Source organism: Pseudoalteromonas sp. NZS71_1 (genome assembly GCF_015864305.1).
GTDB lineage: Bacteria > Pseudomonadota > Gammaproteobacteria > Enterobacterales > Alteromonadaceae > Pseudoalteromonas > Pseudoalteromonas arctica.
Window position 1 is genome coordinate 113,595 of record NZ_JADYXM010000006.1, and the last position, 13,760, is coordinate 127,354.

Genomic DNA, 13,760 nt, shown 5'->3' on the forward strand with positions numbered 1-13,760 from the left:
GTTTTATTGACTGATAATGCACAAAACAATGACAATACTTGCACCCTCTTAGTGCCAGGCGCGCACCAACATATAACAAAATAGGTTTTATCCTCACTCTAAAAACACATTAAATACTATTTAAACAATAACTTAAAAAACTGGCTGTATTTTTGCAAACATTCTATTAACAAGCCCGTTTTACTTACGGCAAAAATTTAGGTTGTGAGCACAATAGCTATTAGCAACCATCGGCAAAGAAGCCCGCACACAGTTATGCATATTGCGTATTTGTGGCGGGCTTTTTTGTTATTTGTATTTAAACCGTCACTTTAAGGAATGCCCTATGCAAACCTCGCAAAAAATACTCATTATTGGTAATGGTATGGTCGGACACCACTTTGTTGAGCAAATGCGCCAAAGCGATGCCAACGCAGACATTACTGTACTTTGCGGAGAAGCAAATCTTGCATACGATCGCGTGTACTTATCAAGTGTATTTGATGGCAAAACCGCCGCCGATTTAGCACTTACCACTCACGACAACTACAAACAGCTTAATATTAATGTGCATACCAGCCAGTGGGTTGAAGGCATTGATAGAACAGCAAAAATAGTGACCACATTAACAGGTGAGCAATACCCGTACGACAAACTTATACTTGCAACAGGTTCATTTCCGTTTGTGCCGCCTATAAAAGGTAACGACCAACCCCATTGTTTGGTGTATCGCACATTAGAAGATTTAGAACAAATAAAAGCCAGTGCCGCTGTAAGTAAAAGCGGTGTTGTTATTGGCGGTGGTTTGTTGGGGCTTGAAGCCGCAAACGCCATTAAGCAACTAGGGCTTGATACCCACGTAGTTGAATTTGCGCCACAACTTATGGCTGTTCAACTTGATGGACAAGGCGGTACGCTACTAAAAAATAAAATAGAAAAACTTGGCGTAACGGTACACACATCAAAAGCAACCAGCGAAATAGTAAAAGGCGAAACCAGTCGCTTTAGATTAAATTTTTCGGATGAGTCATTTTTAGAAACAGACCTAATTTTGTTCTCTGCCGGTATTCGCCCGTATGATCAGCTAGGTAAAATTGCTGATTTAGAACTGGGTGAACGCGGCGGTATTATTATTAATAATCAATGCCAAACGTCAGATCCTGATATTTTAGCCATTGGTGAATGTGCCCTGTGGGACAAAAAACTATTTGGTTTAGTAGCACCGGGTTACAACATGGCGCGCGTTGCAGCGAGTCAATTAAGTGGTGGCGAGCTTGAGTTTTTAGGTGCCGATATGAGCACCAAACTTAAGCTATTAGGCGTGGAAGTAGGCTCAATTGGCGACGCTCATGCAAAAACGCCAGACTGTAAAGAGCTTATATATCAAGACGCTATTCGCGGCTGTTATAAAAAAATAATACTAAGTGAAAAAGGCGATAAATTACTGGGCGCTGTACTTGTTGGCGATACCAGCGATTACGATACTTTATTACAGTACATGCTTAACGACATGGACTTACCAGAAAACCCTGAGTGTTTAATTTTACCAGACAGCAGCGGCGCGCCGTCGTTATCTGGCAGTGCCCTACCCGACACCGCCACTATTTGTTCGTGTCACAATGTGAGTAAAGGCGACATTGTAGGTGCAATTGATGGCGGCTCATGCGATTTAGCCTCGGTAAAATCATGCACTAAAGCAGCAAGCGGCTGTGGCGGTTGTGCTGCGTTACTAAAATCAGTTGTTGATAACGAATTAGCAAGTCGCGGAGTTGAAGTTAACAACCATGTATGTGAGCACTTTGCGTATTCACGCCAAGAACTACTGCACATGGTAAAAGTAGAAAGCATTAAAAGCTTTGATGACTTACTAACTAAACACGGCAGCGGTCATGGCTGTGAAATATGTAAACCTGCCATTGGCTCTATTTTAGCCTCAACATGGAACGACTTTATTTTAGAACCCGCCCATGTTGGCTTGCAAGACACTAACGATACGTACCTAGCAAATATGCAAAAAGATGGTTCGTACTCTGTAGTACCCCGTATTGCTGGTGGCGAAATAACGCCCGACAAACTCATTGTAATTGGACAAGTAGCAAAAGACTTTAACCTGTACTGCAAAGTCACTGGTGGTCAGCGTATTGATTTATTTGGTGCGCGCTTAGAAGAGCTCCCTGTTATTTGGGAGCGACTTATTGAAGCCGGATTTGAGACAGGTCATGCTTATGGTAAGTCTCTTAGAACCGTTAAATCGTGTGTGGGTAGTACGTGGTGTCGTTATGGTGTGCAAGACAGCGTTGGACACGCAATAGAAATAGAAAACCGCTACAAAGGACTTCGTGCACCGCATAAATTTAAAATGGCGGTATCGGGTTGTACCCGCGAATGCGCCGAAGCACAAAGTAAAGATATTGGCATTATAGCTACCGAAAACGGCTGGAACTTATACGTGTGTGGTAATGGCGGTATGCGCCCTCGCCATGCTGATTTATTTGCAACCGATTTAGACACGCCAACACTGATTAAATACATTGACCGCGTGATTATGTTTTACATTAAAACAGCTGACAAATTACAACGTACGTCGGTATGGATGGAAAATCTTGAAGGCGGTTTAGACTACCTTAAAAGTGTCGTCATTGACGACAGCTTAGGCATTTGCGATGAGCTAGAAGCGCAAATGGAATTAATTACACAAACCTATGCGTGTGAGTGGAAAAAAGCCATTGAAAGCCCAGATGCTGCCAAACGATTCCGCCAGTTTGTTAATAGCCCCGAAACCGACGACAACATTTTATTTGTGCAAGAGCGTAACCAAATTCGCCCTGCTACAGAAGCCGAAAAACGTGAGCAACGTAATACACAAAACCGTATTCCAGTAATGGAAGTTGAAGAGGAGCAAGCTGATGTCTTGGCATAATATTGGAACAATCGACAACCTAGTGGCTAATAGCGGCGTATGCGCATTAGTTAATAATCAGCAAGTGGCTATTTTTTACATTCCACAAAATCCAACGGCTGTGTTTGCCATTAGCAACTACGACCCGATTGGCAAAGCCAATGTATTATCGCGTGGCATTATTGGCTCAATCGACAATAAATTAGTTGTCGCATCGCCTTTATATAAGCAACACTTTTGCCTAGAAACAGGCGAATGTTTAGAAGCAGAAGCAATACACTTACCGGTTTTTAATGCAAAAATTGAAGACGGAAGTGTATTTATAAGCTCTGAACCAAAAGTTACAACAGCTGTGGCTTAGGGGAATAGTATGAGTGTATTGTCTTATTTTTCGGGTATTGAAAACGTGTGGCTAAATAAGCTTGTTACTAAGCTAACAAGCTCAAATGATCGCAGTGCTAAAAGCGGCAACGTTTATATAATTGGTGCGGGCCCAGGAGACGCAGAGCTAATTACGGTAAAAGCGCAGCGATTAATTAATACCGCCGATATTGTTTTATACGATTGGTTAGTAAGCGATGATTTATTAAAAACGCTTCCTAAAAAAGCACAGCGAGTATTTGTAGGTAAACGTGCTGGTAAGCATTCGATGACCCAAGCTAACATTTGCGAACTACTGGTTAAATACGCGCAACAGGGCTTAAACGTAGTGCGTTTAAAAGGCGGCGATCCGAGTATATTTGCACGTATTAACGAAGAAGCCGATGCGCTAACTAAGCATAATATTAATTTTGCTATTGTTCCGGGTGTAACAACAGCTTGTGCTACTTCTGCTTATACGGGTATTCCGCTCACTGCACGCGATGTAGCGCGTAGTGTTACATTTTTAACGGCGCAGTTTGCCGATCCTAACAAGCAACCTCATTGGCAAAATTACGCGTTTATGCCTGCAAACAACAACCCCACTTTAGTGGTTTATATGGGGCTTTCGCGCTTACAAACGCTAAGCAACGGTTTGCAATCAGTGGGCTGGCCAAGTAATACACCCATTGCACTAATAGAGAATGCCACTACCACTAAGCAAAAAGTAATTACCAGTACGCTTGAGCATGTTGTAAGTGAGCATGCTAAACACAACCTTCAAGGTCCTACCCTTATTATGATTGGTGAAGTAATAAATCATAAAATGGCAATTAGCCCTGAGTTATTAAACAGTATAAATGTTAACGCATGATACAAAATGAATAATGCACTTTTCGCGCTTACTACCTCCCCAGGAGTAGGCGCTTTTTTTGTTTTTAATTTGGGTTCAAGTTGTGTGCAATAACATGTTTAAATGCACCAAATAAGTTAAAAGTAATGGCAATTTAAATTATAGAAATACAGTGATAAACAAAAATTACACTTTAAGCAATTGTATTAGCTTGATTTTAAATTCAATGATGAAATTTATTAATGATTGGAACAGTGGTTGCACTTTAAAAACAAAAAAGTGTGGAATAATACCAATGGCGACAAGCAATCCTCTCACAAAACAGTTTTTATTAGCAGCAAAGTATCAAGAAATACACGCGCTAAAGCAATTACAAAACAGTTGTGCCTCGCTTACTAAATTAGGCGATTTTGTACATCAGTTACAAAAAGAACGCGCAATGAGTAATATATTTTTGGCCTCAAATCGAGAGCGATTTAAAACCCAATTACAAGAACAAATCCCTTTAAGCGACAGCGCACAAACTGCATTTTATGATTCTCTTAAACAAACATTTATAAACGACAACGCCGATACTGGCCATACTCGGTTATTTAATTTAATTACCTATAGCTTACAAGCACTCGATGCATTACCGGTATTGCGCAAGCAAATAGCACAACAAAACATTAGTGCGGTACATGCTACGCAGTCATTCACTCAGTTAATTGCTAGTTTACTCAATATTATTTTAGAGGCAGCTGATGGCGCAAGCGATCCCAAAATAACGCGCTTATTAGTCGCATTTTTTAATTTTATGCAAGGTAAAGAATACGCAGGACAAGAGCGTGCCTGTGGTGCACAAGCATTTGCAGCGAGTAAATTTACCACAGAACAAAAACAACAACTCGCGCATTTTGTACAAGAGCAAAACCACAGCTTTGACTTTTTTAATGAGTACGCCGATGCGCACCTTTTAAAATGTTTTGGCACACTAACAACGCATCAGGTTAATAATCAGGTAGAGCAACTTAGAAGTTTACTGCAAAAGCTCGATGACGAGAACGCTCAACCGCTCTCACAACTGAGCGAAGTATGGTACGAAGTAACCACTACGCGCATAGATATAATGCACAAAATTGAACAAAATATAGCAGATCAGTTAATTGATACCGCAGCAATGCAAATAGCCTGTGCTCAACGTAGCTTAAATACAAATAAGCAGGTACTTAACAATATGGTAGAGCAACACATAGCCCCTACTTTTGGCCAATTAGCCGTTAAGCAACCAGAGCCAGAAGTGAGCCAAAACATAGCGGCCGATAAGCTCAATAGTAATAAAAGTATGTACGATTTAATTATCGAGCAAAGCCAGCATATTAAACAAATAAACCAAGCGTTACTTGATGCTAAAAAAGTAATTAGTGAGCAAAAGGTAATTCACCAAGCCAAGTACATACTTATTGAGCAGTTAAAGCTCACTGAAGAGCAAGCCCATAAACAGCTACAAAAACAAGCAATGGATACGCATAAAACCTTATTTAGCGTAGCGCAAACAATTATACAAATGAGCGATTAAATATGCTGTTTTTACTTGGGCATGTTGATCTTTAGTAAGAACACTACCCAACATAATACTTATTTATTCAGTCATAAATTTCACGATCAGACTTAGTTTTACCTTATTAGAAAATAGATTCATAAGCTACTGACTATAATAAGGTAAGGCTTTAATTTGGCGTTAATTTATAAAGTGAATAATTCAACACATTCAAAATAATCAACTACAATAAGTTAATCATTTGTTGCATCTCATTTTAATGAGGCATATTTATTTAATACTGTTGTAGGAGTTTGAATGCCCAATGTAGAGAGTTATTTAGAAGGTGTATCATTAATAGATGAGCAGCAATTAACGACTTCTCTTGATAATGACATTCAAACAAGCTTAAAAAGCTTTGCTGAGCTAATTTTAAACATTTTTGATGCAAGCTCATTCTCTATTGTTGCTAACCTGCCTCAACGTGCTGTCGAGCTATATAAATCAGGTTCAAAAATAACAGTAGCTAAAGAGCAACTATCTGATGACGTTTTTAATGAATCGATTATCGAGCATGCTCCTAAAATATTTAGAGTGGTATCACCTATTATTTTGCCCTCAAACCTTAAATTTGGATGGTTTATATTTGACCGAGCAAGTGATTCACTACTTACCGAAAAAGAAAAATTAATCTTAAATAGTTTACAAAAAAACTTTGTTAATCAGTTAGTCCAACGTAAAAATTCATTAGATAAAATAAACAGTTCTAAGTTTCACTCAACAATTAGCGAGCTAAAAAAAGACGAAACTGAAAAAGATCGCCTAATCAAAAAATTACAAAAAATGAGCGATGAACTAGATGAATTTACCAGTATTGCTTCACACGATCTAAAGTCACCATTAAATGCTATAAAACGTTTATTAGAGTGGATTTATGATGACTGTAAAGATTTACTCCCTCAAGAGCACCTAGAAAACTTTCAGCTTGTGCTCAGCCGGGCTAATAGAATGCAAGTACTGCTAGAAGATTTACTAAGCTACTCGAGAATAAATAGCTGTGATTCAACTCATGCAAACATATCTTTAGAAAGTATTTACCAAGATATAGAACAAATTTTAGAAGTTCCACAAGCTGTCACTGTTGATATACACGCCAATAACGAAGTACTCGATATACCGCTGATCCCTTTTAAAACTGTTTTTCAAAATCTTATTAGTAATGCAATAAAACATAACAATAAAGAGCACCCGGTTATCGATATTTCACTTATCCCCTCTAATCAATATTACATTATTGAGATAACAGATAATGGCCCTGGAATTGACCCTAAATATTTTTCACTCATATTTAAGTTATTTCAGACATTGCAATCTCGAGATGATGTTGAAGGGAGCGGCATAGGACTCTGTATTGCCAATAAGCTCATTATTAATTATGGGGGCAAAATTGAAGTAGCCTCCGATGGGGAACTTGGCAGTACATTCACTATTTTTTGGCCCAAAGTTTAACTATGAAATTATCAATTATAAACGAGCATCATGTAGATGCTGCTCTTAGAAGGAACTTATGAATATTTTAATTGTTGATGATGACTTAGTTGATCGCAAATTAATTAAAAAAATGCTTATTTCTGATGGCTCTCATCATCATGACATTACCGAGGTAACGTGCGTATCCGAGGGTTTGAAAGCCATTGAAGACACGCACTTTGATATAATACTACTCGATTATAATATGCCTAAAGAAGATGGCATTGAAATGCTAATTGAAATGCGTGCAAAGCCTAAACTCGGTAACACCGCAATTATCATGATTAGCTCCTCAGAGAACTCAGCTTTGGCTATTGAGTGTATAGAAGCAGGCGCTCAAGACTTTTTACCAAAAGGTGATATAACGAGGGATAGTTTAAATAAAGCGCTTATATATGCCAAAAAACGCTTCGAAGCAGAACAACGTATGCACAACAGTTATCTTGCTGTAAAGCACATGGCTGAGAGGGATCAGCTTACTGGTTTGTCTAATCGATATCATTTTGAAGAAATACTAAAAGTAATGATAGCTAACAATAAACGTGCTAAAAACTGCGTGGCGTTACTTGCTTTAGATTTAGATAACTTCAAAAATATTAATGATACGCTTGGGCATAGTGTCGGTGACGAAATTTTAATACAAACAGTAGAAAGGATTCATAGTTGCCTGAGGCAAAACGAAGGATTTGCACGCTTAGGAGGCGATGAATTTGCAGTTATAATAGGTGGAATTTGCAACATTAATCAAATAGGTATGATAGCAAATAGAATTTTAGCTGAAGTTTCTAAACCCTTTTTACATGAAGGCAGAACTTTAAATTGCAGTGTTAGCATTGGAAGCGCCATATACCCAAATGATGCTACTGAATCTCATGAACTGCTAAAATGTGCTGATATTGCAATGTATCGCTCAAAGCAAAGTGGTAAAAGTAGAATAAGCTTTTACAAAGAGCAATATCAATATGAATTTAGTCGTCGGGTAGATATTCAAAATAGTATAAAAGAGCATATAGAGGAAAAAAACTTTAGGTTATTTTATCAACCTGTTTATTGTTCAAAAACACAAATAATGACAGGTGTCGAAGCCCTTATCCGTTGGCCAGATACAACCGTTAATTATACCCCCGATGAGTTTATTCCTATTGCTGAAGAGTGCCGATTAATAGCGCCCCTTGGAAAATGGATAATTGCGAGCGCTTTAGAGCAGTTATCTTTGTGGCAGAAAGACTATCAAACGCCGTTAACTCTATCTATTAATATTTCACCGATACAGCTGCAAAGAGAAGTTTTACAAACGTATCTATTAGAGACGGTCGAAAAATACAATTTAAAAACCAGTAGTATTATTCTGGAAATAACAGAAACAGCTTTTATGGAAAATAGTAAAGAAGTGATTGAAATATTAACTTCTTTGTCTAATAAAGGGTTTAAGATTGCTTTGGACGATTTTGGTATGGGTTATTCATCCATATCTCACCTTATTTCCTACCCTATTGATATAGTAAAATTAGACAAAAGCATGCAATCGATAGGTGGAGAAAATAATAAGCGATTAAAAATAATCGAGAGCTTATCTTTAATGCTGAAGAAACTAGATTTTTCTGTGGTAGCTGAAGGAATCGAAACTGAAACTCAGCATCAGCTGTGTAAAAAATTAAATATAGACTACTTACAAGGTTTTCTCTTTTCAAAGCCTATGCCTGTAAACGAAATTAATTTGCTGCTCGATGACTATAGTAAAAAAATAAGCCTTTAATAAATAGGTTATTTTGAGCCTTTGTAAAATTGAAGCTTAAATCAAACACCTTTATAACCTTAAGCTAAAAACCTTTGGTTTGTGCCACATACTCAAACTAAAGGCTCTTTAATTGGCACAGCCTAGCGGGTTAAAACCTAAAACACATGCAAATCAGCTGTGTTTTTCCAAATGCTGACCGATGACAGCCAAAACTTTTTCTTTTAACTCTGCTGCCTGAAAGCTTCCTTTTACAAGGTAACCTTTAACAAAATCGTGTGACATTATAATCTTTTTTTCTTCTTCTCTTTCTGATGAGCTAAACATCATAACCACACAAGAGCTGATTTCTATCATCTTTCTCAGTTTAGAAAACTCTTCTAAAAACTGAATACCATTGACTCTTGGCATATTGATGTCCAAAAATATGAGTATTGGAGGAAATCCATCAGGGTACTCTTTTCTGTTAGCTTCATAATTTTCTAGAAATTCTAATGCTTCCTGACCATCTTTTTTTTCAAAAATTGTAAGATCTAATTCAGCCTCTTTAATTAATCTTTTAAGAATATACCGGTCAACTTCATTGTCATCGACAATTAATATAGGGGGTTTAATTTTTGTCATGTTAGCTTATCCATTGGTATTATTATTTTAAACGTCGTACCTTCATCAGAGCTTTGCAGTGATACTTCACCATTTAAATACTCAATATGTTTTTTAACCAGCGCCATCCCTAAACCAGAGCCTGTGCTCGTCTGTGCATGAAATCGCTTAAACATATCAAACACTTCACTTTGATGCTTTTGTGGTATTCCCATTCCGTTATCTGTAACAGTAATAAAAAACGTCTCTTGCTCATTAAAAATATCACAGCGGACATAAGGCGAGTCTTTATTTCTATCGTAATACTTCAGCCCATTTGATATCAAATTTTCAATAATTTGAGCAAAACGCGCTTTTTCCGACCTTATAGGTACTGATAGATTAATTGTTGTTTCGAGCGTACAAGGATTATCTTTCATGAGCCAAGACAGTCGTTCTTTCATATCAATAATTAACTGATTAAAGTTAATTAAATCTTTATCTTCATTACCAATTTCAGCTTTGGCTAACAATAAAATATCAACAACGAGTGTTTCTAACTTTTCCATTTGTTGATAAATAACCAGTGCATTTCGGCTTGCCTCCTCTGTGTCTCCCGCTTTTATATCTTCGATAACAAAATGCGCTAGGGATTTAGCCCCTGACAGCGGTGACTTAAGGTCATGGGAAGCCCGATAAGCAAACTGGGCAAGCTCATCATTTGCTTGCTGCAGGGAAGCTGTTTGGCTGTTTATAATCTCTTTGAGTTCAATACTGTTTTCAATATTTAAAAGATCATTTTTAATTCGCTGTCTGGCCGCGATAACGAGTGCTTTTAATTCACCCGACGTTTTTATATCAAGTTCATCGTCTAGATTAATATTGCTTTCGGGCTTACTTGATAAAAGTAGAGTTAGATTTCGAATAGAGCTCGATATTGTGCGAGAAAGATAACTTATAAAAAGAATATTAAAAAAAGATATGATTATAACAAGTGGAATTAACGTCATTAGTATAAACGATACTGTTTTTCTAATTGGTTCCTCAAACAGCTCCGTGTTTTTATTAAAGCCACTTAGCGAAGTATTAAGATTTAGTAAAAAAGCGTCTCTACTAAGTTTCCCCTTTTTATACTGATTAACTGACAATAAGGCTTTATCAGCAATTTCAATATCGTTTTCACAGATTGTTAATGTATGATCTGTGTTAATAACTTTCATAACAGCATAATTTAACGGGTTTATTTGTTCAATACATTCAATCGGTTGCTGCCTAATTAACAATATATCCGACTCAATGGTATTTATATCTATGGGGATATCATTTTCTATTTTTTTAACTGACTTGGTAAGTTGATGTGTATACTTTAAATGAAGAAAGTTAAGTTGATGAAACTTAGCTCCTTTAGCAATTTCAAAAGCTGAGTAGACAGTAATACTTATCTCTGCTGCAGTTAATATTACAATAAGCATCAGTTTTCTTGAGATATTCATATACGACACCTATTTTAGCTACTAACCCAACAATTTTTAAATAACACTATAATAATTATAGTATTTATAACCTTAGGTATAGCAGATTTTATCTTTTTTACTAGCTCCTCTATGAATAACAGTTGATATTTAGCTTTATTCACTTTTAATAAAAAGATCCTTTATTAGTTTTTTGCCACTATAAAGCAAACTTGGGTAATATTACGCCTCTAAAAGTGCTGGTGCATTGGCAAATACACCAGTAGCTAAATACAAAACTTTGTTAAGTCATCCCATATTTAAAAAGTGTATTAACATGCAGCATTTTTTGAATGAAAAATATAGGCTCGTGTGTGGTCGTACACTAGGTTAAAAGTAAAAGCGTAAAGGGTTATAAAAAAAGTTACGCCGATATCCATTATTAATGCTTCCCATAAGCCTACGTTTAAAATGCTCGCCATTACGGGAATAGTAAAAACAAGTAACCCGCCTTGAAATAAAATCACGTGAAAAATACGGAATAATACAGAACGTTGCTCTTTTGCACCGGTAGCTACTTTGTCAAAAAACCAATTAAAAACAAAATTCCAACACATCGCAATCGTTGCAATTATAATCATAGTGCCTGATAAAGCCGATATTGCATGCTCTGTAAATACAGCCAAACCAATAATCGACAGCGTTACCGCTAATACTTCAAACAAAACAGCCTGAAACATCCTCTCTAGCGACCCCATTTTTGCATCCATAATTAACCCCTTTTACGCCAAATAATTAAAGAAAATAATAGTGACATAATTTAATTATTTGCAAAGTTAGTAGCCATCACCTTTAGTGATAAGATGAGCAAATAAGTACTCACCTTTAAGTTGAATGATATGTATAGTTTTGAGCAACTAAAAATTTTTGTAACCGTGGTAGAAACAGGATCTTTTTCGGCAACAGCCCGAAAGCTTAACCGTGCACAATCGGGAATTAGCCAAGCTATTTCTAATCTTGAAATAGCGATTAATCAAACATTGTTTACGCGTAATAAAAATATACCCAGCTTAACGATCAGTGGTAAGGCATTGTTACCTGTCGCATACTCTATACTTCATCAGCAAAAGTATTTTGACCAAAAAGTGGATGCATTAGCAAAAAATTATGAGCATGAGGTAATTATAGCTATTGATGAAAGCCTAAATAATCAAGATATTTTAAAAGTGATTGCCCCACTTGCTGATCAGTTCCCGATTACTAATTTCGAAATAATATCGACAACAACTGACGATGTAGAAAACTTAGTAAAAATAGGAAAAGCACAAGTAGGTATCATTTATAGTGATGGGGAACTAAAAGTTGATATGGATTTTTTTCTATTGGGCCAAGCTCGATTTTTAACGATTTCATCACCAGAACACCCGCTTGCAAAGCTAAAGGCTGTAACAAGCAATGATTTAAAAGCCCATAGGCAATGTGTTCATCGCAGCCTTAGCCAAAAAGAGTTATGGTTTAGCTACGCAATTAGCTCTAGAATTTGGTACGCAAATACACATCAAACTCTTATCGACTTAGTAGTTCAGGATATTGGTTGGGCGCTTGTACCCGAGCTTGCTATTAAGAAGTATATAAACCAAGCTGAAGTGGTAACGCTACCCGTTACTCATGAACAAGGCGGTTGGCTTACTCCTGTAGGATGCGTTGTTTCAAGAAGCCAATCAGCAGGACCTGTTCTTCAAAGTTTAATAAATAGGTTGCAGCAACACTTTTTAAAGAGTGCTAGCGCGGGAATAAAACAGTTTTAAACTGCTTTATTCACTTTTAATAGCAAGCTTCTTCTTTAGCTTTTCTTGCCACTCTACAGCAAGCTCTGGCAAAGTTAATGCTTTTAAAAGTATGTCTTCATAACCTACGTATTTTTTATCAAAAAATGCCTGGAACAGTTTTTTAACTGATATGTCGTGCGATGCTTTCTTCTCGATAACAACACTATCACCCGTTTTTGCAACGCCTTGCTCTAGTACCCTAAAATAAACGCCAGTGCAGTAATGCTGCGTAAACAGTTTAAGACTGTTTTTATTATTAAGGGCGATAGCGAGTTTAAAACAGGGTACACGAGGCTGGCTTACTTCAAGCAGTGCAGTACCAATTCGAATATGGTCACCTATGTGTATATTCGCTTCATCAAGGTCAGAAATCGTGAAGTTTTCGCCAAAGGCACCTACTGCCAAGTCATCATTCTCGAGGGTTTGTTTCCAATACTCATAATGATTGTGAGAAAAAGCATATACCGCTTTATCTACCCCGCCGTGATTAACTAAATCAGCTTGCTCGTCACCTATAATGTTTAGCTTTTCAATCACTACAGGTTCGTTAGTTGGGGTTTTGAATATTCCCGTTTTCACCTCTTTACCGTTATGAATAAGAGTTTTAATTTTAGAGATATTAGTCGAGATGATTTTCATTGCGATACCAACGGATGAGGAAGTAAAGATTAATTATGCAGGTTTTAAAATTATTATAAATAAATTTAAGCAAAAAAATGACCGCTCAAGACTAGGGCGTGTTTATCTTTGTGGATTGAAATTTATTCAATCTAGGGGCGATTAAATCGCGGCGCGAATTTTGTAACCTAGTGGGCTAAGTAAAAACCGAGCAAAGCTTCCGCGTCCTGCTCACGCCCCTTACCTACATCCATGTAGGCAACAAAGAGTTAATCGTCCCTAGAAAGAACCCAGAGGGCAGCGCATGTTTGGTATTTATGCTGCGTTATCGCCCATTAATGGGGAATAACCACACTACATAGGCTCTGTCTTGCCTAAAAACCAAACAGTCTGCTGTAAATTCAA

General features: G+C 37.2%; 11 protein-coding genes. 7 read left to right on the forward strand and 4 right to left on the reverse strand.

All coding sequences use genetic code 11. The features are described 5' to 3' along the window. Positions 1 to 325: 325 nt before the first annotated feature. The 6 genes from nirB (at position 326) to I6F43_RS11180 (ending at position 8,896) form a co-directional block, all read left to right on the forward strand. A complete protein-coding gene (gene nirB / locus I6F43_RS11155) occupies positions 326 to 2,899 on the forward strand; it encodes a nitrite reductase large subunit NirB (RefSeq protein ID WP_197102327.1) in 2,574 nt (857 codons plus the stop codon). Beyond that, positions 2,886 to 3,239: a nitrite reductase small subunit NirD gene (nirD, locus tag I6F43_RS11160; RefSeq protein ID WP_002959861.1), complete on the forward strand. Its 354-nt coding sequence runs from the start codon at positions 2,886 to 2,888 to the stop codon at positions 3,237 to 3,239. The genes nirB and nirD overlap by 14 nt, the downstream gene beginning before the upstream one ends. Positions 3,240 to 3,248: 9 nt before the next feature. Then, positions 3,249 to 4,112, forward strand: a complete 864-nt coding sequence (cobA, locus tag I6F43_RS11165) for a uroporphyrinogen-III C-methyltransferase (protein ID WP_197102329.1) — start codon at positions 3,249 to 3,251, stop codon at positions 4,110 to 4,112. A 274-nt stretch (positions 4,113 to 4,386) separates the two neighbouring features. Next, positions 4,387 to 5,649, forward strand: a complete 1,263-nt coding sequence (locus I6F43_RS11170) for a nitrate regulatory protein (protein ID WP_007585210.1) — start codon at positions 4,387 to 4,389, stop codon at positions 5,647 to 5,649. Positions 5,650 to 5,928: 279 nt separating this feature from the next. Beyond that, positions 5,929 to 7,119: a sensor histidine kinase gene (locus I6F43_RS11175; protein WP_197102331.1), complete on the forward strand. Its 1,191-nt coding sequence runs from the start codon at positions 5,929 to 5,931 to the stop codon at positions 7,117 to 7,119. Positions 7,120 to 7,177: 58 nt separating this feature from the next. Further along, entirely contained in the window at positions 7,178 to 8,896 is a 1,719-nt protein-coding gene (locus tag I6F43_RS11180) for a two-component system response regulator (RefSeq protein ID WP_197102333.1), read from the forward strand. A gap of 153 nt (positions 8,897 to 9,049) precedes the next feature. Here the strand turns inward: I6F43_RS11180 and I6F43_RS11185 are convergent, their stop codons facing one another. From I6F43_RS11185 to I6F43_RS11195, 3 genes are all read right to left on the reverse strand, one after another. Next, entirely contained in the window at positions 9,050 to 9,499 is a 450-nt protein-coding gene (locus tag I6F43_RS11185) for a response regulator (RefSeq protein WP_010552557.1), read from the reverse strand. After that, positions 9,496 to 10,950 (reverse strand): sensor histidine kinase, encoded by a 1,455-nt coding sequence (locus I6F43_RS11190; protein WP_197102335.1) that lies wholly within the window; start codon positions 10,948 to 10,950, stop codon positions 9,496 to 9,498. Before I6F43_RS11190 ends, I6F43_RS11185 begins: the two co-directional genes overlap by 4 nt. 290 nt (positions 10,951 to 11,240) lie before the next feature. Then, a complete protein-coding gene (locus I6F43_RS11195; RefSeq protein ID WP_007585216.1) occupies positions 11,241 to 11,678 on the reverse strand; it encodes a PACE efflux transporter in 438 nt (145 codons plus the stop codon). A gap of 129 nt (positions 11,679 to 11,807) precedes the next feature. Between I6F43_RS11195 and I6F43_RS11200 the strand changes: the two genes are divergently transcribed. Next, positions 11,808 to 12,716: a LysR family transcriptional regulator gene (locus I6F43_RS11200; protein ID WP_197102338.1), complete on the forward strand. Its 909-nt coding sequence runs from the start codon at positions 11,808 to 11,810 to the stop codon at positions 12,714 to 12,716. 6 nt (positions 12,717 to 12,722) lie between these two features. Here the strand turns inward: I6F43_RS11200 and I6F43_RS11205 are convergent, their stop codons facing one another. Beyond that, the gene (locus I6F43_RS11205) at positions 12,723 to 13,376 is read right to left on the reverse strand and encodes an MOSC domain-containing protein (protein ID WP_197102340.1); all 654 of its coding nucleotides are present in this window, start codon (positions 13,374 to 13,376) and stop codon (positions 12,723 to 12,725) included. Positions 13,377 to 13,760: the final 384 nt, after the last annotated feature.

Excerpts from the sequence above, each read along its gene's own strand:
- I6F43_RS11205 (WP_197102340.1), bottom strand. The coding sequence starts at position 13,376 with ATGAAAATCATCTCGACTAATATCTCTAAAATTAAAACTCTTATTCAT.
- I6F43_RS11185 (WP_010552557.1), bottom strand. The coding sequence starts at position 9,499 with ATGACAAAAATTAAACCCCCTATATTAATTGTCGATGACAATGAAGTT.
- I6F43_RS11200 (WP_197102338.1), top strand. The coding sequence starts at position 11,808 with ATGTATAGTTTTGAGCAACTAAAAATTTTTGTAACCGTGGTAGAAACA.
- I6F43_RS11175 (WP_197102331.1), top strand. The coding sequence starts at position 5,929 with ATGCCCAATGTAGAGAGTTATTTAGAAGGTGTATCATTAATAGATGAG.
- I6F43_RS11170 (WP_007585210.1), top strand. The coding sequence starts at position 4,387 with ATGGCGACAAGCAATCCTCTCACAAAACAGTTTTTATTAGCAGCAAAG.
- I6F43_RS11195 (WP_007585216.1), bottom strand. The coding sequence starts at position 11,678 with ATGGATGCAAAAATGGGGTCGCTAGAGAGGATGTTTCAGGCTGTTTTG.
- I6F43_RS11190 (WP_197102335.1), bottom strand. The coding sequence starts at position 10,950 with ATGAATATCTCAAGAAAACTGATGCTTATTGTAATATTAACTGCAGCA.
- nirD (WP_002959861.1), top strand. The coding sequence starts at position 2,886 with ATGTCTTGGCATAATATTGGAACAATCGACAACCTAGTGGCTAATAGC.
- nirB (WP_197102327.1), top strand. The coding sequence starts at position 326 with ATGCAAACCTCGCAAAAAATACTCATTATTGGTAATGGTATGGTCGGA.
- I6F43_RS11180 (WP_197102333.1), top strand. The coding sequence starts at position 7,178 with ATGAATATTTTAATTGTTGATGATGACTTAGTTGATCGCAAATTAATT.
- cobA (WP_197102329.1), top strand. The coding sequence starts at position 3,249 with ATGAGTGTATTGTCTTATTTTTCGGGTATTGAAAACGTGTGGCTAAAT.